Genomic DNA, 25,749 nt, shown 5'->3' with positions numbered 1-25,749 from the left:
CGCGGCACCAGCGCAAACGGCCGCGAGCACGTACAATCGGCCGCCACCATCTCGAAAGGAGCGCACTTGAACTGGGATTATCCGCACGCCCACACCCTGCCCGTCACGCCGGAACCAGGCGACATCGACGGCTTGCAGCACACCAACAACGCCGTCTACGTGCGCTGGTGCGAGCACATCGCCTGGCACCACTCGGCCGCGCTGGGGCTGGACCTCGACGATTACCGGCGCCTGGACCGGGCCATGGCGATACGCCGCGGCGAGTACGACTACCTGCTGCCGACGCGGGCCGGCGAAGCGCTGACCCTGGCCACCTGGCTGTGCGCCAGCGATGGGCGCTCCAGCATGGAACGGCGCTTCCAGCTGGTGCGCGACAGCGACGGCGCCACCGTCGTGCGCGGACGCTGGGACTTGATCTGCATCGAATTGAGCAGCGGCCGCGCGCGCCGTTTGCCGCCCGAGTTCCTGGCCGCATACGAACCGGCCATCGTCGCGACGGCCTGAGCTAGGCAGGCAGGCGCGCCGGTTCCAGCGCGATCAGCACCAGCAGGATGGCCAGCGGCACGGCCAGCGCGGCAAAGCCCACGGCCAGGTAGGCAAAGGCGGCCAGGATGGCGCCCACGGCAAAGCCCAGCAGGGGCCAGAAGAATTTCACGCAGCGTTCGCGCGTGGCGCCGTCGGCCGCGCCGCGCAGCACGTCGACCGTGTCGATGACGATTTGCGTGACGTTGCCCGTCATCATGGACGTGGGCGCCAAATGAGCCAGCAGCAGCCGGCTGATGGCGCTGTGCGCGCCCATGGCCCCCGCGCCGAACAGGCCGGCCGTCATGGCCAGCGCGCCCGGCTCGGGCCCCAGCGGCTCGGCCAGCACGCCAGACACCATGAAACCGAGCAGCAGCGCCAGCTCCAGCAGCAACGCCAGGCGCAGCGCCGGGCCGCCGCGGCGCTCGGCCGCCACCGTCAACAGCCGCGCCGCCGCCACGCCCAGTATGAACGCGGGAAACGCCAGCAGCTTGAGGGCGATCGAAGCATGCGTGGCATTGGCCAGCGCCGCGCCGATCAGCACGAAGTTGCCCGTCACGTGGGCCGTGAACAGGCCAAACAGGGCGACAAAGCCCAGGGTATCGACATAGCCGGCCAAAAAGCCCAGGCTGATGCCCTGCAAACGGCTGCGCTGCGCAAGATTCATACACACTCCTTGAAATTGGCCATCATGATACCGTGCCGCCATCGCGGGCGGCGGCGGATTTGCACGCCGTTCGGCGAAGATGCGGGGCTTTTCTTGCGCCTCCGCAGTGCAACATGCATTTCGCTCCTGCTTTGCCCGTGCATGCTTTAGAATCAGCGACCTCAGCCCCGTAAAAACAGGATAAAACATATGACGGCAGTCGGGAATACCGAACCACAAGAGCTCAAGCGCGGCCTGAAAAGCCGCCACATCCAGCTCATCGCCCTGGGCGGCGCCATCGGCACCGGCCTGTTTCTGGGCATCGCGCAAACCATCAAGATGGCCGGCCCCTCGGTCCTGCTCGGCTATGGCATTGCCGGCGTCATCGCCTTTTTGATCATGCGCCAGCTGGGCGAGATGGTCGTCGACGAGCCCGTCGCCGGCTCCTTCAGCTATTTTGCCGACAAATACTGCGGCCACCTGCCCGGCTTTTTGTCGGGCTGGAATTACTGGGTGCTGTATGTGCTCGTCAGCATGGCCGAACTGACGGCCGTCGGCATCTACGTGCAGTACTGGTGGCCGGGCGTGCCCACCTGGGTCTCGGCGCTGGTCTTCTTTTGCGTGATTAACGCCATCAGTTTGCTGAATGTCAAAGCGTTTGGTGAAATGGAATTCTGGTTCGCCATCATCAAGGTGGTCGCCATCATCGGCATGATCGTCTTCGGCGCCTACCTGCTCGCTTCCGGCGATGCGGGGCCGCAGGCCTCGGTCGCCAACCTGTGGCAGCATGGCGGCTTCTTCCCGAATGGCTGGCAGGGGCTGGTGATGGCCATGGCCGTCATCATGTTCTCGTTCGGCGGCCTGGAACTGGTGGGCATCACGGCCGCCGAAGCGGATGACCCGAGCACGACGATTCCGCGCGCCACCAACCAGGCCATCTACCGCATCCTGATCTTTTACATCGGCGCGCTGGGCATTTTATTGTCGCTGTACCCGTGGCAAAACGTCGTCACCGGCGGCAGCCCTTTTGTCCTGATCTTCCATGCGCTCGACAGCAACCTGGTGGCCACGGCCCTGAACGTGGTGGTGCTGACGGCGGCCCTGTCCGTCTACAACAGCGGCGTGTACTGCAACACGCGCATGCTGTTCGGCCTGGCCAGGCAAGGCAATGCGCCGCGCGCGCTGCTGCACCTGAACCGCCGCGGCGTGCCGCTCGTCGCCCTGGGCGTGTCCGCGCTGGCGACGGGCGCCTGCGTGGTGGTCAATTACTTCATGCCGGGCGAAGCGTTCGAAGTGCTCATGGGCCTGGTCGTCTCGGCGCTGATCATCAACTGGGCCATGATCAGCTGGATCCATTTGCGCTTCCGCGCGCAAAAGAAGGCCGAGGGCAAGACGACACTGTTCCGTAGCCTGGGCTATCCGTTCACCAACTACCTGTGCCTGGTCTTCCTGGCCGGCATCCTGGTGATCATGTACCTGACGCCGGGCCTGCGCATCTCCGTCTACCTGATTCCCGTGTGGCTGGCGGCGCTGGGCGTCGGCTACTGGATCAAGCAAAACAAGGCCAGGGCATAAGCTGCCTTGCGCCGGAATAAACAATAAGCAATAAGCAAACAAAAAGCCCGTCTTCGCAGACGGGCTTTTTGCATTGGGCGCTGTCCCTCTCTAAGCGGCGGCGGCCTCGCCCTCTTCCGGCAACACGTCGGCTTGCCACAGGCTGATGGTCTGGCCCGGATACGATTGCAGCAGCACATCTTCACTCAGCGTCTGCAGCAACTGCTGGCGCTGCTCCGCCTTCTTCTCCGGCGTCATGCCCAGCTCGCCCGTCTTGTACGGCCCCAGATCGGCGACGAGGTCGCGCATCAGCGAATGGCTGGTCGGCGTGGTGACGTCCGATTCCACCTTGGCCAGCACATACTTCATGATGTGCGTCGACTGGCTGGCTTCCTGCTGCAGGCTGGCCTTGACCAGCTTGCCATCCTTGTAAGCCATTTGCGCATCGCTGCTGGCCGTATCCTCGATCTGATGATACGTGTAGTTTTGCGACTCCACCTTGTCGGTCAGCCGCAGGGGCAAGCCCGGCACCAGCGACTGGTGGAAACTGGCGCTCAGCTTCGATTGCTGCTGCTGGCGCAGCGAGCGGTCATCCTGGCTGGTGCCGCTCACGCTGGTCTTTTGCGACAGCTCGTAATGGAAGCCATCCCTTTCCGATGCACGCATGGGATTGCTGAACTTCACCGTTTGCGACACTGACGCGCTGAAGTCGGACAAGCCCGTCAGCATGGCCCGGTCTTCGGCGGCCAGCCGCCACTTGCTGTCTTCCGGCAGGCCGGCATTGGCTGGCGGCACGGGCGCATTGCTGTGCAAGGCCGTCAACGTATCCTTGAACATGGCCATCAGCCCGGCATCGCCATGGCCGCGCGAGGCTGCCTGGTCGATCTGCTTGGTATAGTTGCCAAGGGCTTTCGCCTGCCGCTCCTTGCTGCCCAGCGCGTGCAGCTGGCTGGCGTCAACTTTCACGTCCAGCGAGCCGGCCACGCCCGCGAAGCTGACCTTGCGTTGCGTGCTGTCGGCCTGGAAATCCAGGGTTTGCGTGCTTTTCTGCTCGCCACGCACCAGCACTTCCGCGTGCAGGTTCACCGATGTCAGCACTTCCTGGTCGAACTGCATCAAACCGGCCAGCCTGACCTTCGGCGTGCCCTGCGCCATGCCGTCGATGGCTTCCTGGAACGCTTCGGACAGGTCGCCCAGGGCCTTCACCTCTGCGTCGCTGAGTTCGCCGCTGGTGGTCATGCGCACGGCCAGGCCGTCATCCTGGCTGTCGAGAGACAGCTTGACCTCGACGCCGCTTTTGGTGGTGATGCTGAGGCTGACCTTGTCTTCGCCATTGCCGTGCAGGCTGGCCGGCGCAATGCCGGCAGCCTCGGCGTAGGGACCCGGTTGCGTGCGCGGCGGCGGCTGCAGCAGCGCTTGCGAAATATTGCGCACGCCGCCCTTGAGCTGGTCCAGCATGGCCGCCCCCAGGCCTCCGAAGCGCCCGCCATACGAATAGTACGGCGCAAAATTCTTCGTCATCAGCTCGCTGACGGCGTCGTGCGACGGGCTTTCCCACACTTTCGGCGACGGCAACAGGTAGGAAATGGCGGGCTGCTCCCCGCCCTCCGCACCAAAGGCAACGATGGTCGACGGCGTGGACGCCGGCACGGCTGGCACGTCCGCCCGGCTCGCCGCGGCGCCTTGCACACGGGACGGGGTCGGATTCCAGCTCGGGATCGGGGAGACGGAAGTCATGGTGATGTGGCCTTGTAAAACGAAAACAGATACATGGATAAAATATTGCCCATTTTAATTTTCTGGCAATCCTGCCTGTGCCCGCAATCCTGCACCGCCACGTATCGAAGGTGTTGGCAAGCGATTGCATGGCAATACTGTTTTAACGGCAAGAAATCGCAAAGCATGAGCGTCGGGGAAATGAAACATTTTCATGCCAGCAGCCTCGCCTACCCCCAACAAGTTCAATCCCTGCCGGGAATGTCTATTAAAATGCCATTATGGAACACAAGATTTTGCGCGCGCCGCTGGCCAGCTTTACCGACTTACTGCTCGACGCCGTGTGCATGGTCGACGTGGATGGCCGCTTTGTCTTCGTCAGCGCGGCGTGCGAACGCATCTTCGGCTACACGCAGCAGGAAATGATCGGCAAGCTCATGCTTGACATGGTCGCCCCCGCCGACCGCGCGCGCACTGTGGCGGCCGCGCGGGCCATCATGGACGGCCATGCACAGACGCACTTTGAAAACCGCTACCTGCGCAAGGACGGCAGCCTGGCGCACATCATGTGGTCGGCGCGCTGGTCCGCGGCCGACCAGCTGCGCGTGGCGGTGGCGCGCGACATCACCTTGCTGAAACAGGCGCAGGCAAAGCAGGCGGCGCTGTACGCCATTTCCGAAGCCATGCAGGCGACGCAGGACTTGCCCGCCCTGCTGCACCGCATCCAGCACATCATCGGCGAACACTTGCCGACACGCAGCCTGACCTTGCTGCTGCATGACGAACAGGGCGCGCAGCCCCCCATGACCTGCCATGCCGACGACAGCGCCCTCCAGTCCACGTCGTCGCTGGCCAGCCTGCTGTGCGAAGAGGTTCTGCGCAGCGGCCGCCCCCTGCTGCTGCAGGCGGGACAGCTGGCCGGTTTGCCGCTGGCGCTGCAAACGGCAGCCTGCGCCCTGTCCTCGTGCTGGCTGGCCGTGCCGCTGTACTCGTCCATCGGCAGCATCGGCGTGCTGGCCTTGCAAGGCGCCCCGGATGCCGTTATCGGCACGGAGCAAGACCAGGATTTGCTGCAATTTGTCGCAAAGCAACTGGCCACCGCCATCGAACGCCGGCAATTGCAGACGCAAATGCAGTTCATGGCCATGCATGACGAGCTGACCCGCTTGCCGAACCGCCGCCTGTTCCACGACCGCCTGCACACGGCCTTCGCGCGCGCGCACCGCCAGGAAGGCCGGCTGTCGCTGCTGTTCCTTGACCTCGACAACTTCAAGCGCGTCAACGACGACCACGGCCATGCCTGTGGCGACCTGCTGCTGCAAACGGTGGCGAGCCGCCTGCGCGATTGCATGCGAGAAACAGATACCTTGGCCAGGATGGGCGGCGATGAATTCGTTGTGCTTCTGGAAAGCAATGCCACGCCGGCGGACGTCAGCCTGATCGAGCAAAAAATCCACGCGGCGCTGGCCGTACCGCTGCACCTGGGCAACGGGCACCAGTTGCATATCGCCGTCAGCATCGGCGTCGCCCACTATCCGGAAGACGGCGACAGCATGCAGCTGCTGCTGCGCCATGCGGACAGGGCCATGTACGCCTCGAAAGTGCTGGCCGCCGCCTCGCGCTAGCGGACGCCTGCTCCTGGAAGAAATTGCCCCTATGCTATACTTTCAGGCGATGCTCAGACTCTTCAAAACATGGCTGATCCTGCTGTTGATCACGGCGGTGCCGCTGCAAGCGGCCATTGCGGGTTCCATGCGGCTGTGCGCACCGCTCGCCCCGGTGCATGCATCGCCTGCCGCCGCGATGGCAACAACTTGCCCGCATCACGCTGCACGGTCATCGGCCGTCGCGGACAGCGCCGGCACGCCGGAAGACAACAAGACCCCTGCCAAACACCCCGCCTGCGGCGCCTGCGCCAGCTTTTGCCTGGGCGCGCTGATGCCGCCTTGCCTCGCCCCTCCCGCCGCCGCCCTGAATGGCGCGGAACATGCCGCCATCGCCGCTACCGCCTTGCTGACAGGATTCATTCCCGACGGCCCGCGCCGGCCCCCGAGGCCGCTTTCCGCATAAATTCCAAGCTCGCCCCAAGCAGGCCACCCGTGTGGCCACAATTGACTCTATTCGTCTGAAAGCAACACATGATCAAACACTACATACTGCGCGGCACCTTCGCCGCCATGCTGGGCCTGCCCACGTTCGCCATGGCGGCCCTGCCCGTCATTGAAGTCTACAAGAGCGCTTCGTGCGGCTGCTGTTCCGACTGGATCAAGCACCTGGAAGCGAACGGTTTTACGGTACGCGCGAAAAATGTCGAGATGCCGGCGCAATACCGCAAGCTGTCCGGCATTCCCGACGCGCTCGGTTCCTGCCATACGGGCCTCGTCAACGGCTACGCCATCGAAGGCCACGTGCCGGCCAGCGACATCAAGCAGTTGCTGCGCGAAAAACCCAAGGCGAAAGGCCTGGCCGTGCCGGCAATGCCGATGGGCTCGCCAGGTATGGAAGGACCGCGCAAGGACCCGTACGACGTCTTGCTGGTCAAGAACAATGGCAGCACCGAAGTCTACAAGCACTACCAATAACCCTGAGGGGAAATGAAAAACGCCGTCGGAATCGCTTCCGGCGGCGTTTTTTTGTGTCAGGCAGTAAAGAACTTACTGCCTGTCAAGATTGCATCAGATGCTGTCGAGCACGGCATTCAGGCTGGCGCTAGGACGCATGACGGCTTCCGTCTTCGCCGGATCGGGCAGGTAGTAACCGCCGATATCCGTTTCCTTGCCTTGCACTGCTTTCAGCTCGGCAACGATCTTTTCTTCGTTGTCGGCCAGGGCTTTTGCCACTGGAGCGAAGTGCGCCGCCAGTTCCGCGTCGTCCTTCTGCGCTGCCAGGGCTTGCGCCCAGTACATGGCCAGGTAGAAATGGCTGCCGCGGTTGTCCAGCTCGCCGGTGCGTGGCGATGGCGACTTGTTGTTGTCCAGCAGCTTGCCGGTGGCTTCGTCCAGGGTTTTCGCGAGGATTTTAGCCTTCGCATTGCCCGTCTTGATGCCCATGTCTTCCAGCGACACGGCCAGGGCCAGGAACTCGCCCAGCGAATCCCAGCGCAGATGGTTTTCTTCCACCAGCTGCTTGACGTGTTTCGGTGCCGAACCGCCGGCGCCCGTTTCGTACATGCCGCCACCGGCCATCAACGGCACGATCGACAGCATCTTGGCGGACGTGCCCAGTTCCAGGATCGGGAACAAATCGGTCAGGTAGTCGCGCAGGATGTTGCCGGTCACGGAGATGGTGTCCAGGCCGCGGAAGGCACGTTCCAGCGTGTAGCGCATGGCGCGCGTCTGCGACATGATCTGAATGTCCAGGCCGCTCGTGTCGTGATCCTTCAGATACACCTGGACCTTCTTGATGACTTCGTTCTCATGCGGACGATAGGAATCGAGCCAGAACACGGCAGGCATGCCCGAGTTGCGCGCGCGCGTGACGGCCAGCTTGACCCAGTCGCGGATCGGTGCGTCCTTGACCTGGCACATGCGCCAGATATCGCCCTCTTCCACCGTTTGCGTCAGCAGCACTTCGCCCGTTTCCAGGTCGGTGATGTTGGCGATGCCGCCTTCCGGCACTTCAAACGTCTTGTCGTGCGAACCGTATTCTTCCGCTTGCTGCGCCATCAGGCCCACGTTCGGCACAGTGCCCATGGTCTTCGGATCAAAGTTGCCATGCCATTTGCAGAAACCGATCATTTCCTGGTAGATGCGTGCGAACGTCGATTCCGGCATGACTGCCTTGACATCCTTCGGACGGCCATCGGCGCCCCACATCTTGCCGCCGATACGGATCATGGCGGGCATCGACGCGTCGACGATGATGTCGTTCGGCGAATGGAAGTTGGTGATGCCCTTGGCCGAGTCGACCATGGCCAGTTCCGGGCGATTCGCGTGGCAAGCATGCAAATCTTTCAACACTTCATCTTTTTGCGACGCTGGCAGGGTCTCGATCTTGTCGTACAAGTTGCTCATGCCATTGTTGACATTCACGCCCAGCTTGTCGAACAGCGCCGCGTGCTTGGCGAACGCGTCCTTGTAGAAAATGCGCACGCAGTGACCGAAGACGATCGGGTGCGACACTTTCATCATGGTGGCCTTGACGTGCAGCGAGAACATCACGCCCGTCTTGAAGGCGTCGTCGATTTCCTTCTCGTAGAACTCCAGCAGCGCTTTCTTGCTCATGAACATGCTGTCGATGATTTCGCCCGCTTGCAGGGAAACCTTCGGTTTCAGCACGATGGTCTTGCCCGAGGCCGTGACCAGTTCCATCTTGACATCGCGCGCCTTTTCCAGCGTCAGCGACTTTTCGCCGTGGTAGAAGTCGCCATGATGCATGTGCGAGACGTGCGTTTGCGACGATTGGCTCCACTCGCCCATCGAATGCGGGTGCTTGCGCGCATACTCTTTGACGGCCTTTGGTGCGCGGCGGTCGGAATTGCCTTCACGCAGAACCGGATTGACCGAGCTGCCGATGCACTTGCCGTAGCGGGCTTTCAGGGCTTTTTCTTCGTCCGTCTTCGCGTCTTCCGGATAGTCGGGCAGCTTGTAGCCGCGGCCTTGCAATTCGCGCACGCAAGCGATCAACTGGCCTTGCGAGGCGCTGATGTTCGGCAGTTTGATGATGTTGGTGTCTGGATTCTGGGTCAATTTGCCCAGTTCAGCCAGGGTGTTCGGGACTTTTTGCGCGTCCGTCAGGAATTCGGGAAATTCAGCCAGTACACGTGCCGCCACCGAAATATCGCTGGAGACGACGTCCACGCCGGCCGGCGCGGTGAATTTTTTGATAATCGGCAGCAGGGAATACGTCGCGAGCAGCGGCGCCTCGTCAGTCAGCGTGTAGATGATTTTGGATTTTTGTGTTGCCATGTTCATTCCCTTGTATGCGGTGATGCCTGGTGGTTAACTTTCTTCATTCCAAACACAGGACGGTTAGCCTTGCTTTGGACGGCTAGTGTGCCGGCGGTGACGCCGTGCTTGCCCACCACGTATTTTAGACTGTCCAGCCGCTGTTTGTGTATCCGATGGCGACGAATCTTATATAAGACAGCAAATATCTGGAGCTGGAGGACCCGGATGGCCATTTTCCGCATTGAAATGGCCGAAAGACAGTGGCGCGGCATGTATGCGGCCATGCAGAAGCATTCAATATTGACAATATCCATATGCGAGCGACGTCACGGGCACCGGTTCTTGACGATGCCGCGCACATTCGTCAGCGCCAGGCAAACGTTCAGCACGATCAAGCCCCCAAGCCCGAACCACCCCGATAATCCGGCAGGAAATCAAGAATCCCGGACTGGCCGACCGGCAGGCCGCCATGATTTCAAAATCACCCATGCCACGGCTGCCAGGTGGCTCAAACTGGCTCAAGCTGCTGATTGACAACCGTTCGCAATACACCGATCGCTTCACAATAAAACTTTATAGCCACCACATGCGACTCCAGTCGACAATACGGTTCGTTCAAAAATTGCTGTCTGCGTTTTTCTGAAACTGCATAAGACTCACCTGAAAAATTTTTTATTAGGCATGTGCACAAATCGCTTGACCAAAGTAAAGAAAGATACGTTTTACTGCTGGCTTGGGGGAGATAATTGCTCACTACTCCATTGCCAGATGGTCGCGCCATACTGCGAATCGGCGTACACCGGCATGATCTCGCCTTGTTCAAAATGACGAAGGCTATCCGGTATGGCAGGGGTGAACCAGTACCCAGCCTGGGGACATGGGCTGCCGCCTTCAACACGCAGTTTTTCTGGCGCTGTGGACAAAGGTGCAGCTTGTTTATCGAGCTTTCTGGCGTAGTCCACCAGGTCTTTGGGATACACAATGTGGTCACGGAAACTGCGGTCGTCCAGTTCCAAAAGATATACTGCTGCTGCAGCTTCGATGGCCCAATAGCCAAAATAAGGACCGCAACCTTCTGCGCTCATGCTCAAATGACTGTCGTGCCAAGGCGCCTTTTTCATGGACTTATACCAAACCTTCAGATAGGCCTCGATGTCCTGAATGCTTTCCTCTGGCGTGTCACGATAAAAACTATTGATGATGTCGCGATAGGGCGCGTCGTGGTACCACTCGTCGACTTCGTAACGATCCTTGAGTTCATAGCCAAACAAATCCTCATAGAGCGTATCATTGCCGGCAAATGCGCCGTCAAGCATCGCTGCCAGTCGTGGCAATAAGTCACGGCGATGTAGAAGATAGCAAAGGCCAATGAGTTGCATTGCGCGCTCGTAATCGTCTATTTCGGCAAAGCGTAAGGGTGGGAAAAGTGGGTCGTTTGCATATTCCTGTTCGTATTTGGCATTTCTCTCAAACGCATCAACGACTTTCGCAAGATCATTACGCAAAATATCCAGCGACTCGCCAGCCGTGTAGCTCAACAAAAAGTTTGAAAATGTGTCATCGGCGAGCACAGATGAAATACGGCTTCGGTCGTTTGCGTCGTTGCTTGGTTCGGATAAAGCTTGCAAAATCCGAGGAAGTCCTTTTTCATTGAAATATTTAATTTCATTGTTGTAGGCCAGTTCATTCAGGAATTGTTGGCGACGTTTTTCATGGAATTTCATAAGCGGGAATTGTATTCTGCACTCCATTACCACATGGTGGCGCCATACTTCGAATCTGCGGATGACTGTATACAAAATAACTGTTTGGCTATCACCTTATTGGCTATTGATGGGTTTTTTCCTTACAACAAGGGGATCGTCCATTCATTGCTCAGTATCCCATTGCCAGATGGTCGCGCCATACTGTGTATCGGCGGATACCGGCATGATCTCGCCTTGTTCGAAATGACGAAGACTGCCGGGTATAGCAGGGGTGAACCAGTACCCAGCCTGGGGACATGGGCTGCCGCCTTCAACACGCAGTTTTTCTGGCGCTGTGGACATAGGTCCAGCTTGTTTATCGAGCTTTCTGGCGTAGTCCACCAGGTCTTTGGGATACACAATGTGGTCACGGAAACTGCGGTCGTCCAGTTCCAAAAGATATACTGCTGCTGCAGCTTCGATGGCCCAATAGCCAAAATAAGGACCGCAACCTTCTGCGCTCATGCTCAAATGACTGTCGTGCCAAGGCGCCTTTTTCATGGACTTATACCAAACCTTCAGATAGGCCTCGATGTCCTGAATGCTTTCCTCTGGCGTGTCACGATAAAAGCTATTGATGATGTCGCGATACGGCGCGTCGTGGTACCACTCGTCGACTTCGTAACGATCCTTGAGTTCATAGGCAAACAAATCCTCATAGAGCGTGTCTTTGCCGGCAAATGCGCCGTCAAGCATCGCCGCCAGTCGTGGCAATAAGTCACGGCGATGTAGAAGATAGCAAAGGCCAATGAGTTGCATTGCGCGCTCGTAATCGTCTATTTCGGCAAAGCGCAACGGCGGAAACGCTGAGTCATGTTGATATTCCCTAACATATTTAGTTGATTGCTCATGAACCTTTATAGTTTCGGTAAAATTCTCACGCAACACATGCAATGATTCGCCTGCGGTGTAGCTCAATAAATAATTTGTAAACGTATAGTCGGCGATTGCTGCTGACACAAGACTGCGGCCCAGTGCATCATTACTTGGATCGCCTAGTTCGCGTGACAATTCCGCGTGCGCAGTAGTGATAAAAAAAGTCGTCGTTTTTTCAAAAGCCGTTTCATTTAAGAATTGCTGCCTACGTTTTTCATGAAATTGCATAATATTTACCTGATTATGATCGGTGCTAGATGCGGAATTGTTCTATGGCTCAAGTGCCAAACCAAGTTTAGTATGCTTATGATTAACAGCCGCTCTCACTTCTTGTTCGTCGTGACGATGCGTTGATCGGCATGTTTCTCGTGTTTCTCTCGTTCATCCTCCAGCAGTGCCTTCTCATGCGCTGCGGCTGAAGGTAGATAAAATGGCGTATAGAATAAATGGCGAGAGTAGACTTTCGTTCGCTTACTAATTATGTCTAAAGCAATTGCCTCATCCTTAACTGCAATGCGGATATTCTTTGAAATCCACTCCTGACTCATCTGCACAAGAGGTTGCTCCGCATCACTCTTCGATGTAATTGACGCTACACCAACCGGCGCATCCTGCTTCGGCTGCGCTTGCTTACCGCCACCCGAAGGCTTCCCATTCCCCTTGCCTTCTTTCCAACCTGGCTTTCCGCCCGGTTTGCCGCCTGGTTTCCCCGCCCCAGCGGAATCACTGCCCTCGCTCGTATCCGGCTCCAACAGTTCCTCTGACTTTGGCAGCGCCGCGTCCTTGATCCGCCGGGCATTGTCCAACAGCTTGCCCTTTACGCCCGGCTTACTGGCGGCATTCTTCGGTGCCTTTCCCACCTTCGACGCCTTCGACTCCACAATCGCATACGGCTTGCCGCCATTGTGCGGGTCCCCGATTTGCACTTTCCACACGCCATCAATGCCTGTGCCATGCGCTTTCAGGGCGAACAATGGATTGAGCCGGGTCGCTTCGTTGAGTTTGCCAGGAAAGGTCTTGCTGGGCTTTTCCTTCCACTCGCCTTGCATGCCCATGTCGTGCCGGCTCCAGTCCTTGCCCCAACCGTATTTTTCATACAGAAAATAATCGGTAATATGCTCACCTACAATGCCGGTCTGGCTCTTGCTGACACCTTCGGCGACGCTGGTACCGATCGAGGCATTGACCGTATTGTTCGATGCGGTAAGCGTAGGGGCGTTGTGGCCGGTTTCAGCGACTTTGGGATCCTTCTTTTCCGGCTTTTTTTCCGCTGGATTGACCTTGCCTTGCGGACCGGCGGCTTGCGCCGCATTGTTGCGTTGCTTGGTCTTCCAGTGAGTCAGCTTGAGCGTGACAAGCATCACCATGGCCGGCAACTGGGAGCGCACCGTGCTCATGCAGGTGCTCAATTTTCTTGACGCCGCCGCCCGCGCCCGGTATCCAGCCCACCAGTGCCAGGACCAGGTCGAATTTGGCTTCATGCTGGCATTGAACGTCATCGCCCCCGGGTCCGGGGATCATGATGTCGCTACGTTCGATTCACGCAGCGCGTCCAGCGCCTGCATCTGGTTGTTGGCGATGCGCTGGCCCTGCTCTTTCGACGCGTAGGCATATGCGCCGGGCGTGTCGCGGCTGACCAGCGGATTCCCGCCGTCACCATTGGCACTGACCGAACTCACCGGTCGCGATCCGGTCGTGCGGTAGTCCCAACTCGACAACTCGATGGCGTTCGTTTGCAAACACACGCTGGTGCGCCAGCGGTCGATGCTGTCCTCTTTCATTACCGCGCCAGGCTGCGTGAAATTGATCGTGGCCTGAGCGTTCGGTTTGAAACTGCCATTATGGTCGGCGATGACCATTGTGTGGGAGCCAAGGGTGGCGCTTTCAGCATTGCCGGTGTGCTCGAAATAGTAAAACAAGCCCTCTTCCCGCATCAGGCGTTCGACGAACGCCATATTACTTTCCTGATACTGGCAAGTCAGCGATCTGATCGGATACACGTCTCTGTCAAGTATGTCGTAGCGCCACGCCGGCACCAAGGGCCCCGCGTTCTTCCAAGCACCGAAGATCGCGTCGAGAATGTCGAATGCGGTCTTGTCCTGGAATACTCGGCTGTCGCGGCCATGAGCCAGGAACGCGTACCAGGGGCCAATTGTGAAAACGTAGCGCGCGAAACCGCCGTCGGCACCGGCCCGTTCAGCCGAAGTGATATGGCCATGGAACGGGCGTTTGTCATCGCGACTCGTGGCCGTGAGCAGTTCAAGCAGAACCGGCTGTCCATGCAAGGATTTGAGAGTCATTCCCGCGTCGGTCGAGAGCGCCGTGACCTTGAATGCATAGCACTCGCTCAGTCCTTCCTCGCCGCGAAAGCATTCGGCAAGAAGCTTGTCGCGGCCGATCGGCGTGCTGAACGTCAGCAAGCGGGTAGCTTGAGTGAAGCTGTTGAGCAGGGCTGACATAGGGGGAGATGCTCCTGGGAAGCGTGTCGATCACAGCTGGTGGCGAAAAAGTCCAAGGCTGTATTAAATCACAGAAATGTTGCCTATATAGTTACGATTCGGAACCGCGCTTGCGTCGTGTCAAGAACATCGGCTATTGATCCACATGCGACTTAGCCACATTGCCGCTTTATCAACGCCCGACTGGCGGACGACAACTACATTGATATTTATCAAATTGACCGCCCGCGGCCTGGGCTACTGTCGGTGCCATCTTTGATTTGAAACAGAAACTCTGCTGCCAAGAATCGACCATTCCAGACACAACGCCAGTTCTCGCCAGGCTCTTCATTCCCCAGCCGAAAACGCTCGCCAAGTGCGGTAACACCCAGCGTTCCTCCTCCCTCGCCTGCACGTGCCGGGGAAACTTTTGCTAGCGATTTTGCAGCTTTTTGATTAATGAACGTTAAAAAGGAACTTCGTATGAGCACGTATTCTGACATTTGCATCGTCGGCACCGGCATAGGCGGCTTAACTTGCGCCAACCGCCTGATCGACGCCGCCGCCAAAAAGAAGCTGCGCATCCGGGTATTCGACCTGAACGCCACGGTGGGCGGCCGCATCCAGTCGCGGAAAATCAATGGCGAGGAAATCGCCGAACTCGGCGCCGCCCGCTACTCGCCGCAGCTGCATCCGCATTTCCAGCAACTCATGCAGGGCAGCGGCTTGCCGCATGCGGTCTACCCGTTCACCGAGGTCATCTCCCACGATAGCGTGCTGGAAGAACTGAAGGCAACGCTCGATGGCCTGAGCCCGATGCTGAAAGAGCATCCGAACGACTCCTTCCTCGAGTTCGTCAGCCACTACCTGGGCGCCGCCAAGGCCACCCACATCATCAAGGCGACCGGCTATGACGCCTTGCTGCTGCCGATGGTGTCGGCGGCCATGGCCTACGACATCATCAGGAAGCACCCGGAAACGCAGCACGTTACGGAAAACGCCGGCAACCAGTGGCGCTATGCCACCGACGGCTACCACGCGCTGCTGTGCCAGTTGCAGCACCAGGCCCAGGCCGCCGGGGTGGAATTCCGGCTCGAACACCGTTTGCTGTCCGTAGAAAAATCCGGCGCCGACCATGTGCTCGCCTTCAGCCACCACGGCGACACGCAGATGCACCGCACACGCCATCTGGTGATGGCCATCCCGCCGTCCGCCATGCCGCGCCTGAACCTGGACTTCCCGCACGCCTGGAGTCCGTTCCAGTACGATTCGCTGCCCCTGTTCAAGGGTTTTTTCACCTTCGACACGGCCTGGTGGGATGCGCTGGGGCTGACCGACAAGGTGCTGATGGCGGCCAATCCCCTGCGCAAGGTCTACTTCAAGGGCGACAAGTATGTGCTGTTCTATACCGACAGCAAAAGCGCCACCTACTGGCGGGACAGCCTGGAACTTGGTGAAGACGTGTACCTGGAACGTGTCCGCAGCCACCTGGAAGAAGTTCTGCCGCTCGATGGCCAGCCGCTGCCGCAGATCAAGGCGCACTTCCACAAGTTCTGGCCGCATGGCGTCGAGTTTTGCGTGGAGCCGGAAGCCGAGCACCCGGCCGTCCTGCTGCACCGCGACGGCATCATTTCCTGCTCGGATGCCTATACCGCGCATTGCGGCTGGATGGAAGGCAGCCTGATCAGCGCCAAGCAAGCCTGCGGCCTGTTGCTGCAACGGCTGGAGCAACGGGAGGAGGCCGCCGCCAACGATACCTTCATCACTTCCTCGACCGAGCGCGCATGAGCCTACTTGACTTCCCCCGCCTGCATTTTCGGGGTTTTGCCCGCACCAATGTGCCGACCGGGAATCGCAATACGCACGGCAACATCGATATCGCCACGAATACGGTATCGATGGCGGGCGAAATTGTCGACCTGAGCCGGCCGCCGGCCGAATTCCATGCGCACCTGAAACAGCTTGCCCCCCGCTTCAACGCAAAGGGCAAGCCGGATCCGGACGGCATCTTCAGCCAGGCGGCAGGCTACAATTTTTGCGGCAACAATCATTTCTCGTGGGAAAACGCGCGGATCACGGGCGTCCAGCTGCGCAACGGCGAGGTCGATACGCAGGATGCGCTGGTGGGCGCCAAGCTGGCCCTGTGGGGCCACTACAACGCGTACCTGCGCACCACGTTCAACCGCGCCAGGTGGGTCGACAACAACCCTGCCCAGCCGGACTCGACGCTGATCTACGCCGGCCAGTTCACCTTGAGCGACAAGCTGGCCACGCCCAACACGCCCACACTGTTTACCGCCGACATCGCGCAGGCGCATTCGGTGCGCTGGCTCGGCAGCGGCCATATCACCGAGCGCAGCGGGCATTTCCTGGACGAGGAATTCGGCCGCTCCAGGCTGTTTCAGTTTTCCGTGTCCAAGCAAGACCCGCATTTCCTGTTCAACGCGGACCTCGCGCTGCCGGCCAGCATGCATGCCTTGCAGCAAGCACTGGCCGACGACGAGGTGCTGGGCCTGACGGTGCAGTATTGCCTGTTCAACATGTCGACGCCGCAGAAGCCCGACTCGCCCGTGTTCTACGACCTGGCCGGCAGCATCGGCCTGTGGCGGCGCGACGAGCTGGCCACCTATCCGGCCGGCCGCCTGCTGCAGCCGCGCCAGGGCAGCCTCGGGCCGGTGCTGGTAAAAGTACATGCGGACCGCGTCGCGTTCAACATGCCGACCGCCATTCCGTTCACCACGCGCGGCACGGATGCTGTTTCCGAACAGCATCCCACGCATGCCCTGGGCGGCAAGCAGGCGCTGGGCGACCTGCTGCTGCAGGACGGTGACGGCACCTTGCTGGCCCGCATTCCCGAGCAGCTGTACCGCGATCACTGGCGCCACCACGGCGTCTTCGACGTACCGCTGCAACAGCCCCCCGCCTCGGGTTCGCTCAGCCTGGGCAGCGCGCAGGCGCAGTGGGAAGAAGCCGACTGGGTGCTGCAATCGGACAGCAACCAGCTGTACCTGGAAGCGCCGAACAGAAACAAGCACGAGCATTTTCCGCTGAGCATCACCGTACAAAGCCGCTTCCGCGGCGAGCTGGCGGCACCCGCAGACCTGCCGGCGCAGGCTGAGGACGGCGCGCTGCTGGATGTGCAGCGGCAGCCCTCGCCGCTCGGGCACGGCTACACGGCGCTGACCCTGACGGGGCGCCAGCCGGGCGCGACCAGGATCGTGCTGGGCACTGGCAACGACAAACAATACCTCGGCGTGCGCGTGCTGCCCGACGACTGGGATCTCGATGACGTACCGGACGAACAGGTCGACTACGCCTTCCTCTACCGGCATGTGATGAGCTACTACGAACTCGTGTATCCCTTCATGTCGGACAAGGTCTTCAGCCTGGCGGACCAGTGCAAGTGCGAAACGTATTCGCGCCTGATGTGGCAGATGTGCGATCCGCAGAACCGCGACAAGAGCTACTACATGCCCAGCACCCGCGAACTGTCGCTGCCAAAGTCGCGCCTGTTCCTGAAATACCTGACGCAGGTCGAGGCAAAGGCCAGGGCCGCGCTGCCGCAACCGGCGCCGACGCCCGTCATCGGCGGCAAGGCGGAGCTGATCGAGGAACTGAAGAAGGCCATCGACCTGGAATTGTCGCTGATGCTGCAATACCTGTATGCCGCGTATTCGATTCCCAATTACGCGCAGGGGGCGGCGCTGGTGCGGGCCGGCCGCTGGCTGCCGGCCGAGTTGGAACTGGCCTGCGGCGGTGAAGACCGGCGCCGCAACAGCGGTACGCGCGGCATGTTGCTGGAAATCGCCCATGAAGAAATGATTCACTACTTACTAGTCAACAATGTGCTGATGGCGCTGGGCGAACCGTATTATGGCGGCACCCCGCTGCTGGGCCAGCAGGCGCGCCAGCGTTTCGGTCTGGACACGGAATTTGCATTTGAGCCATTTTCCGAACACGTGCTGGCCCGCTTCGTGCGTTTCGAATGGCCCGACTATATTCCCACGCCGGGCAAATCGATTGCCACCTTCTATACCGCGATCCGCCAGGCCCTGGCCGAGCTGCCCGGCCTGTTCGAGAGCAGCGGCGGCAAGCGCGGCGGCGAGCACCACCTGTTCCTCAAAGAACTGACCAACCGCGCCTATCCCGGCTACCAGCTGGAAGTATCCGACCGCGACAGCGCGCTGTTCGCCATCGACTTCGTCACGGAACAGGGCGAAGGCGTGGCCGTCGATTCGCCGCATTTCGCCTCTTCGCACTTCCAGCGCCTGCGTGCCGTCGCTGGCAGGTTTTCCGCCTGCGGCAAGCCGTTCGAGCCGGCCGTGCCGGCGCTGAAGAATCCCGTGCTCGAAGCGCGCGCGGACTGCACGGTGGTGACCGACCAGCAGGCGCGCGCGCTGATGCGGCTGTATCAGGGCTGCTACGAACTGACCTTCCTGCTGATGGCGCACCATTTCGCGCAGCAGCCGCTGGGCAGCCTGCGCCGCTCGCGCCTGATGAATGCGTCCATCGACATCATGACCGGCCTGCTGCGCCCCCTGTCGGCCGCCCTGATGAACATGCCATCGGGCGTGCCCGGCCGCCATGCGGGACCGCCCGTGCCCGAGTCCGTCAGCAGCCGGGTCAGCAGCGACTACAGCCAGGGCTGCGACATGCTGGCGCAGAAATGCCTGGCGCTGGCGCAGTACGCACGCGGCCTTGAGAGCGACGTCATCGGCATGGCACCGATCGAAATGTTGGAGTTTTTTAATCAGCAACTTACCGATTTATCTCGGGGAAAGATGTCAAGAGAGGCCTGAAATGCATAAAATCATTATCGTCGGCGGAGGCCTTGCAGGTAGCCTCAGCGCCATTTATCTGGCGCAACGGGGACACGATGTCCACGTCATCGAAAAGCGCGGCGATCCGTTGCTGAAAAATGCCGCAAACACCGATCCGGTCAACTCGCGCGCCATTGGCGTGAGCATGACGGTGCGCGGCATCAAGGCCGTCCTCGGTGCCGGCATCAGCAAACAGGAACTCGACCAGTGCGGCGAACCCATCGTCGGCATGGCATTCAGCGTGGGCGGCCGGCACCGGATACGCGAACTGACCCCGCTCGAAGGCCTGTTTCCCCTGTCACTGGACCGCACGGCCTTCCAGCGCCTGCTGAACCGGCATGCCGTCAAGCACGAGGTGAAGTATTACTTTGAGCATAAATGCCTGGATGTCGACCTGGAAAGAAAGATCGTGCTGATCCAGGGCCCGGACGGCGCCGTGCAGCAGTTGTATGGCGACCTGGTCATTGGCGCCGACGGCGCCCACTCGGCCGTGCGGCGCGCCATGCAAAGTGGCGTGCGCCGTTTCGAGTTCAGGCAGAGTTATTTCCGCCACGGCTACAAGACGCTGGTGTTGCCCCACGCGGCAGATCTCGGTTTCAGGAAGGATTTGCTGTACTTCTTCGGCATGGATTCCAAGGGACTGTTTGCCGGCCGCGCGGCTACCATTCCGGACGGCAGCATCAGCTTCGCCCTGTGCCTGCCCTACACCGGCACGCCCAGCCTGGGCACACTGAACCGCGAAGCCATGGCCGACTTCTTCAGCCGCTACTTCGGCACCCTGCCGCCGGAGCGCCGCCAGGAGATGCTGGAGCAGTTCATGGCGCTGCCCAGCAACGACCTCATCAATGTCCGCTCCAGCACCTTCCATTACAAGGCCAATATCCTGCTGATCGGCGATGCGGCGCATGCCACCGCCCCCTTCCTCGGACAAGGCATGAACATGGCGCTGGAAGACGTCCACGTCTTCGTTTCCCTGCTGGAAAAGCACGGCAATGCCCTGGGCCCCGCCCTGTCCGAGTTCACGCAGCAGCGCAAGGTGCAGGCGGACGCCATGCAGGACATGGCGTCCCCCAACTATGAAGCGCTGAGCAATCCGAATCTGATTTTCTTCCTGCAGACGCGCTACACGCGCTACATGCACAAGAAATTCCCCCGTGTTTATCCGCCCGACATGGCGGAGAAACTGTACTTCACATCGGTTCCCTACGATGAATTGCAGCAAATCCAGAAGAAACAAAACGTGTGGTACAAACTTGGAAGGGTAAATTAATGAACATTCTCGTCATCGGCGCAGGACCCGCAGGCCTGCTCTTCGCCAGTCAGATGAAACAGGCCCAGCCCGGCTGGGATATCCGCATTACGGAAAAAAACACCCCGGAAGAAGTGCTGGGCTGGGGCGTGGTGCTGCCGGGACGGCCGCCGCGCCATCCGGCCAATCCGCTCTCTTACCTGGAGCAGCCGGAACGGCTCAATCCGCAGTTCCTGGAAGAATTCAAGCTCGTGCATCACGACCAGCCCAAGCTGATGAGCACCGGCGTGACCCTGTGCGGCGTGGGACGCCAGGCCCTGGTGCAGGCCTTGCGCGCCAAGTGCGTGGCGGCCGGCATCGACATCCGCTATGAAACGCCGCCGGCGGACTCGGCGCAACTGGCTGCGGAGTACGACCTGGTGGTGGTGTCGAACGGCGTCAACTACAAATCGCTGGACTTGCCGCCCGCGCTGGCGCCGCACATCGATTTCGGCCGCAACAAATACATCTGGTACGGCACCACCCAGCTGTTCGACCAGATGAATCTGGTGTTCCGCAGCAATGAACACGGCATTTTCATCGGCCACGCCTACAAATACTCGGACACGATGAGCACCTTTATCGTCGAATGCAGCGAAGAGACGTACGCCAAGGCGGGGCTGGAAGCGCTGTCCGAACGCGATGCCGCCGCGACTATCGCCAACACATTCAAGGCCGAACTCGGCGAGCACGGGTTGCAGAGCCAACCGGGCCAGGGCTGGCGCAACTTCATGACCCTCAGCCACGACCGGGCCTGCGACGGCAAGTTCGTGCTGCTCGGCGATGCGCTGCAATCGGGGCATTTTTCCATCGGCCATGGGACCACCATGGCGGTGGTGGCGGCCTTGCTGCTGGTCAAAACCCTCGATACCGAAGCCGGCGCGGCGGCTGCCCTGGACAGCTTCAATGCCCGCGCCGTGCCCCTGGTGCAATTGTTCAAGGACCACGCCAATAGCAGCCGCCTGTGGTTTGAAAGCGTGGGCGAGCGTATCGGACTGAGCAATGAAGAGCTGACCGCCAGCTTCGACGCGCGCCGCAAGGACTTGCCGTCGCTGCAGGAAGCGCTGATGGCCAGCCTCGGCTACGCGCTGGGCCGCTAAGGGAGATACCATGCCGACACCCCTCGCCCCGCCGCTGCTGCCGCTGCAATGGAGCAGCGCCTATATTTCCTACTGGACACCGATGCAGGAGGACGACCAGGTCACGTCCGGCTATTGCTGGTTCGATTATGCCCGCAACATCTGCCGCATCGATGGCCTGTTCAATCCCTGGCCGGAAAAGGAACATGGACACCTGCTGTGGATGTCGGAAATCGGCGATGCCAGGCGCGAACAAAGCCGCAAGCAGAAAGTGGCCTACGCGAGGCAGGCGCAGGCCACTGGCGAACAGCTGCAGGGCACGGCACTGGCCGACGAGGTGACGCCGTTCCATGCCCTGTTCCTGCCGCAAGCGGTGCTGCAGGACGGCAGTGCCCGTCACGACGGCCGCCACAGCGTGCTGGGCCGGGAGGCGGACGCCTGGGTAGTCGAGCGGGCGGGCAAGCCGCCCTCGGTCTTTTACCTGGAGGCCGGCGGCAACCGCCTGCTGCGCATGGTCACGGGCAACGACGCGCAGCACCTGTCGGTACGCGACTTCCCCAACCTGTTTGTCGGCGACATTCCGGACAGTGTCTTTACGTCTTGCAACACCTGACCAGGCCAAGACGCGCGCCAGACCTGGCCCGTGTCTTAGTCATTACTCTTGAAGGATATTGCTATGCCGCTGGTTGTTTACATTCTGGGGTTGACGATCTTTTCGTTAACCACCTCCGAATTCATGGTGGCGGGCATGATGCCGTCGCTGGCCCTGGCCATGGACGAGCCGGTCACGCGGATCGGCTACCTGATCTCGCTCTACGCCATGGGCATGGTCATCGGCGGGCCGCTGAGCACCATCGCCCTGCTCAAGCTGCGCGTGCCGAACAAGCAGGGACTGCTGTGGCTGCTGGGCTTTTACATCGTTGCCCAATCCGTCGCCGCGTCAGCCACCAGCTATGACATCCTGGCCATCGCGCGGGTGGTCACGGGCGTGGCGGCCGCCACCTGCTTTGGCCTGTCCCTGGCGATCTGCGCAGACATCGTCGCTCCCGACGCGCGCGGACGCGCCGCCGCCGTCGTGATCGGCGGCCTCATGCTCGCTTCCGTGGTGGGCGTGCCGGTCGCCACGCTCATCGACCAGCACCTGGGATGGCGCGCCAGCTTCTGGCTGGTGGTGCTGCTGGCGCTCTTGTGCCTGCTGCTCATCACCGTGCTGGTGCCGCGCGCCAAGCCGTCCGAAGTCGTCAGCCTCGGCAAGGAACTGGGGGAGTTCCGCAACCGCCACCTGTGGGCAGCGTATGCCAGCAGCGGCCTCATCATCGGTGCGATTTTCGCGGCGTTCAGCTATTTCGCAGCCATCCTGACCGAGGTGACGGGCTTTCCAGCGTCCTCGATACCCTGGCTGCTGGGCGTCTACGGCGTCGCCAACGTGGTGGGCAATGGCGTCGTCGGCCGTTATGCGGACCGCTACACCACCCCCATCATGGCCTGGGGCATGGTTATCCTGAGCATCAGCCTGGCGCTATTCGCCATCTTTGCGCACGACAAGACCATCAGCGTCGTCTTGCTGGTCGTCACCGGCCTGGTGGGCATGTCGATGAATCCCGCCATCATCGCCCGCGTGATGAAGACCGCCCATCCCGGGCCGCTGGTCAACACCGTCCATACCTCCGTCATCAACATCGGCCTGGGCGCCGGCTCATGGCTCGGCGGCCTCGGCATTGCCGCCGGCTACGGCCTGCGCTCCCCGCTGTGGGTCGGCGTCGCGCTGGCAGTGCTTGGATTCATCAGCTTGCTGCCTTACCTCGGGCACAGGTCGCGCGATTCGGTGCTGTCGCATTAGCGGCTGGCGGCGCGCTTGGCATTGCCAACCGCCCGCGACTGTCATCCGCTTGATTTTTCAGTGCATTTCAAACCATTCAATAGCTGATGTCCTCAAACATACCCGCAGCGGATCAGTACTTAGCTGGTCTGTCGAAGGATTTGACAGGCGTCACTGTAGCAACCGCTTTCCCACAATCATCTTCGATATGAATCAAGAACTTGCGCGTGATGGCCCTGTTCTTGCTCTGGCACGTGCTGCAGACGTAACCTGCCTGCGGGGCCGTTTCCCCCCTCACTCGCAGCACTTCAAAAGAGGACATCATGAATATCTTCGTACGAACAATCGCGCTGGCCGCCGCCAGCTTGCTGATTGCGGCGCAGAGCGCTGACGCCGCCGGGCCCCGCACCGAGCTCTTGAGCGGCGCCAACCGCGGCTGGCTGGCCAGCCCGAATGGCGTCGACGGCTGGATCCCCGCCTACGGACCCTATCCCAATCCGGTCACGATGCCGCATCCCTTCCTGAATAATCTCGGGATACATGCCGACCTGATGTGGTACTGGCCCGGACCTGGCGCCCCCGAATCCACCAGCCCGCCAAGCTCAGCGTATTTCCGGCACCAGTTCCGCCTGGAGCCGGAAAATGGCCAGAAGCCGCAAATCGTCGCGCTGATGGCGGCGGACGACGAAATGACCCTGATCGTCAACGGCGTCACGTTCGCCACCTACCGCCTGGCTGACAATATGATGCCCAACGGACAGCCAGCGGCCGTCGCGGTCGACATGACCCCGGCATTACGGCTCGGCAACAACCAGATCGACATCCGCGCGACCGATAACGGAACATATCGCTGGGTGTTTTTCGACAGTTACAATTTCTCTCACCCGAAAGACGCGCTGGTGCCGCGGGCGCCGGCGCAGATCAGCCTGACCGGCGACAAGGATGACTTCCATGCCGGCGACGAGGCCGACACGACGCCCAAGTCGCAACACCTGCTCGACCTGCAAGACGGACTCTTGCCGACGCCCCCCATCGACCTGGACCAGCCCTCAACAAACCAGTCGGTGGGACTGACGCATGACGTCAGCGTGCCGGAAGGCGCCACCAACATCACCTCGGCCACCGTCAAATTGCACATCAGGATGACGGGCGGCATCGTCGACAACGACGTCCTCCTGTTTAACCAGAGCATGATCACCGACGAGGGGCTGTCCACCAGAGTGATTGCCCTGCATGACCTGCTGGGCTTTCCGCCGCAAGCGGGCGCTACCTACGACCTGATCTGGAACCTGGCGAAGACGCCGCTGCGCAATGTTGCCTCCCCTATCGTGACCGGACAACCTGACCAGGTGGTCAATCTCTTGCCCATGCTGGTCAGCGACAAGCGCGTGGACGTGCTGCTGGCGGACGACACCATGGTCGATTATTCGGAGCTGAGCATCACCTACACCAGCGTCAGCTCCGCGCCTGGCGACTTCAACAACGATGGCGCGGTCGACCGCGTCGACGTGAACATCCTTCTGCTGGGCCTGAACACCCTGGCGTCGGACCCGAACGACCCGCGCGACCTCGACCGTGACGGCCGGATCACGGCGCTCGACGTGCGCAAGCTGGTGGCCAGATGCAGCCACCCCTTGTGCAACTAGGCAAGCACTCTCACGCCGGCCGCAGGCGACCGGCTTACGCGATTCACGGGAGACTCATCATGAAAAAGCTATGCATTGCAACCATGTTCTGGCTGGCGTGCCTGAGCTGGGCGCCACTGGCGCAGGCCCTGCAAATGTCCCTGGTGCCGCGCGGCGGCTATCAGATCGCGCCGGGCGGCACGGTGCTGGTGGACCTGCACATCGCCGGCCTGCAATCCGGTGGACTGAGCACGGAACTGGGCGCTTTCCATTTGGACCTGTACTACGACCCCGACCTGCTGTTCTATCTGCCCGGCGCGCCATCGGGCTGGGGCACGGCGCTGGGCCAGACGGCCGGCGGCGCCCAGGCGCTGGCGTTCGCCGACCACGCCACGCCCGGCCTGCTGCGTCTGGACGAGGTGTCGCTGCTCGACGCACTGACGCTGGGCCAGCTGCAAGGCGATGGCTTCCGGCTCGCCACGCTGGCTTTCCAGGTGTTGATGCCCAGCGGGCCGGTACCGGCCAATACTATCCTGTTCGCCGACGACATCCTGCTGGGCGATGCGGCCGGCAACCGGATTGCCGTCGCGCTGGACCAGATTCCCGTGCTGATACTGCAGGTGGACGAGCCCGCAACGATAGCGCTCATCGGCCTGGGCTTGGCGGCGCTGGCCTTCTGTTGCCTGGTGCCGCTGCTGGCGCTGGCATGGTGCGCGCTGCTCAAGCGCTATG

Annotated in this window: 21 protein-coding genes; 14 read left to right on the top strand and 7 right to left on the bottom strand. The window is 60.7% G+C overall.

All coding sequences use genetic code 11. The features are described from left to right. Window positions 1–66: 66 nt before the first annotated feature. The gene (locus AC07X6_RS26010) at window positions 67–504 is read left to right on the top strand and encodes an acyl-CoA thioesterase (RefSeq protein ID WP_474291622.1); all 438 of its coding nucleotides are present in this window, start codon (window positions 67–69) and stop codon (window positions 502–504) included. 1 nt (window position 505) lies between these two features. On the opposite strand, the gene AC07X6_RS26005 is transcribed toward AC07X6_RS26010, so the two are convergent. Next, complete coding sequence (locus AC07X6_RS26005) at window positions 506–1,189, bottom strand: YoaK family protein (protein WP_230539600.1); 684 nt, start codon at window positions 1,187–1,189, stop codon at window positions 506–508. A gap of 189 nt (window positions 1,190–1,378) precedes the next feature. On the opposite strand from AC07X6_RS26005, the gene AC07X6_RS26000 reads away from it, so the two are divergent. Next, on the top strand, window positions 1,379–2,743 hold the full coding sequence (locus tag AC07X6_RS26000) for an amino acid permease (RefSeq protein WP_474291623.1): 1,365 nt from the start codon (window positions 1,379–1,381) through the stop codon (window positions 2,741–2,743). A 90-nt stretch (window positions 2,744–2,833) separates the two neighbouring features. Here AC07X6_RS26000 and AC07X6_RS25995 read toward each other — a convergent pair whose 3' ends face one another. Beyond that, window positions 2,834–4,459: a hypothetical protein gene (locus tag AC07X6_RS25995; protein WP_494792868.1), complete on the bottom strand. Its 1,626-nt coding sequence runs from the start codon at window positions 4,457–4,459 to the stop codon at window positions 2,834–2,836. 260 nt (window positions 4,460–4,719) lie between these two features. Between AC07X6_RS25995 and AC07X6_RS25990 the strand changes: the two genes are divergently transcribed. From AC07X6_RS25990 to AC07X6_RS25980, 3 genes are all read left to right on the top strand, one after another. Next, entirely contained in the window at window positions 4,720–6,063 is a 1,344-nt protein-coding gene (locus AC07X6_RS25990) for a sensor domain-containing protein (RefSeq protein WP_230539597.1), read from the top strand. A gap of 49 nt (window positions 6,064–6,112) precedes the next feature. Further along, window positions 6,113–6,508 (top strand): hypothetical protein, encoded by a 396-nt coding sequence (locus AC07X6_RS25985; protein WP_494792867.1) that lies wholly within the window; start codon window positions 6,113–6,115, stop codon window positions 6,506–6,508. Window positions 6,509–6,576: 68 nt separating this feature from the next. Beyond that, window positions 6,577–7,020 carry a DUF411 domain-containing protein gene (locus AC07X6_RS25980; RefSeq protein WP_474291627.1) on the top strand — a complete coding sequence of 148 codons (444 nt, stop codon included), beginning with the start codon at window positions 6,577–6,579 and terminating at the stop codon, window positions 7,018–7,020. A 93-nt stretch (window positions 7,021–7,113) separates the two neighbouring features. On the opposite strand, the gene AC07X6_RS25975 is transcribed toward AC07X6_RS25980, so the two are convergent. Beyond that, entirely contained in the window at window positions 7,114–9,345 is a 2,232-nt protein-coding gene (locus AC07X6_RS25975) for an NADP-dependent isocitrate dehydrogenase (RefSeq protein ID WP_494792866.1), read from the bottom strand. A gap of 207 nt (window positions 9,346–9,552) precedes the next feature. Between AC07X6_RS25975 and AC07X6_RS25970 the strand changes: the two genes are divergently transcribed. Then, on the top strand, window positions 9,553–9,861 hold the full coding sequence (locus AC07X6_RS25970; RefSeq protein ID WP_494792865.1) for a hypothetical protein: 309 nt from the start codon (window positions 9,553–9,555) through the stop codon (window positions 9,859–9,861). 188 nt (window positions 9,862–10,049) lie between these two features. Here the strand turns inward: AC07X6_RS25970 and AC07X6_RS25965 are convergent, their stop codons facing one another. The 4 genes from AC07X6_RS25965 to AC07X6_RS25950 form a co-directional block, all read right to left on the bottom strand. Next, complete coding sequence (locus AC07X6_RS25965) at window positions 10,050–11,051, bottom strand: PoNe immunity protein domain-containing protein (protein WP_494792864.1); 1,002 nt, start codon at window positions 11,049–11,051, stop codon at window positions 10,050–10,052. Window positions 11,052–11,195: 144 nt separating this feature from the next. After that, window positions 11,196–12,176, bottom strand: a complete 981-nt coding sequence (locus AC07X6_RS25960; protein ID WP_494792863.1) for a PoNe immunity protein domain-containing protein — start codon at window positions 12,174–12,176, stop codon at window positions 11,196–11,198. Between the two features lie 95 nt (window positions 12,177–12,271). Continuing rightward, window positions 12,272–13,345, bottom strand: a complete 1,074-nt coding sequence (locus tag AC07X6_RS25955) for a hypothetical protein (protein WP_494792862.1) — start codon at window positions 13,343–13,345, stop codon at window positions 12,272–12,274. A gap of 120 nt (window positions 13,346–13,465) precedes the next feature. Next, window positions 13,466–14,407: a type VI secretion system Vgr family protein gene (locus tag AC07X6_RS25950; protein ID WP_494792861.1), complete on the bottom strand. Its 942-nt coding sequence runs from the start codon at window positions 14,405–14,407 to the stop codon at window positions 13,466–13,468. Window positions 14,408–14,869: 462 nt separating this feature from the next. Here AC07X6_RS25950 and vioA point away from each other — a divergent pair, with 462 nt between their 5' ends. The 8 genes from vioA to AC07X6_RS25910 all read left to right on the top strand — a co-directional run. Beyond that, window positions 14,870–16,174 (top strand): flavin-dependent violacein biosynthesis tryptophan-2 monooxygenase VioA, encoded by a 1,305-nt coding sequence (vioA, locus tag AC07X6_RS25945; RefSeq protein ID WP_494792860.1) that lies wholly within the window; start codon window positions 14,870–14,872, stop codon window positions 16,172–16,174. Continuing rightward, window positions 16,171–19,185 carry an iminophenyl-pyruvate dimer synthase VioB gene (vioB, locus tag AC07X6_RS25940; RefSeq protein WP_494792859.1) on the top strand — a complete coding sequence of 1,005 codons (3,015 nt, stop codon included), beginning with the start codon at window positions 16,171–16,173 and terminating at the stop codon, window positions 19,183–19,185. Before vioA ends, vioB begins: the two co-directional genes overlap by 4 nt. A 1-nt stretch (window position 19,186) precedes the next feature. Further along, on the top strand, window positions 19,187–20,476 hold the full coding sequence (gene vioC, locus AC07X6_RS25935) for an NADP-dependent violacein biosynthesis oxygenase VioC (RefSeq protein WP_494792858.1): 1,290 nt from the start codon (window positions 19,187–19,189) through the stop codon (window positions 20,474–20,476). Then, complete coding sequence (gene vioD, locus AC07X6_RS25930) at window positions 20,476–21,594, top strand: flavin-dependent violacein biosynthesis monooxygenase VioD (RefSeq protein WP_494792857.1); 1,119 nt, start codon at window positions 20,476–20,478, stop codon at window positions 21,592–21,594. The genes vioC and vioD overlap by 1 nt, the downstream gene beginning before the upstream one ends. A gap of 10 nt (window positions 21,595–21,604) precedes the next feature. Then, the gene (gene vioE / locus AC07X6_RS25925; protein WP_494792856.1) at window positions 21,605–22,186 is read left to right on the top strand and encodes a violacein biosynthesis enzyme VioE; all 582 of its coding nucleotides are present in this window, start codon (window positions 21,605–21,607) and stop codon (window positions 22,184–22,186) included. Window positions 22,187–22,249: 63 nt separating this feature from the next. Continuing rightward, complete coding sequence (locus AC07X6_RS25920; RefSeq protein ID WP_494792855.1) at window positions 22,250–23,413, top strand: MFS transporter; 1,164 nt, start codon at window positions 22,250–22,252, stop codon at window positions 23,411–23,413. 302 nt (window positions 23,414–23,715) lie between these two features. Then, the gene (locus AC07X6_RS25915) at window positions 23,716–25,038 is read left to right on the top strand and encodes a dockerin type I domain-containing protein (RefSeq protein ID WP_494792854.1); all 1,323 of its coding nucleotides are present in this window, start codon (window positions 23,716–23,718) and stop codon (window positions 25,036–25,038) included. 59 nt (window positions 25,039–25,097) lie between these two features. Next, window positions 25,098–25,749 (top strand): hypothetical protein (locus tag AC07X6_RS25910; protein ID WP_494792853.1); only part of this gene is annotated, 652 nt, incomplete at its 3' end.

It is taken from the genome of Janthinobacterium sp. GW460-12-1-14-LB5 (assembly GCF_059423585.1).
The sequence above is the reverse complement of the archived record's forward strand: the minus strand, read 5'-3'. Positions and strand labels throughout refer to the sequence as shown.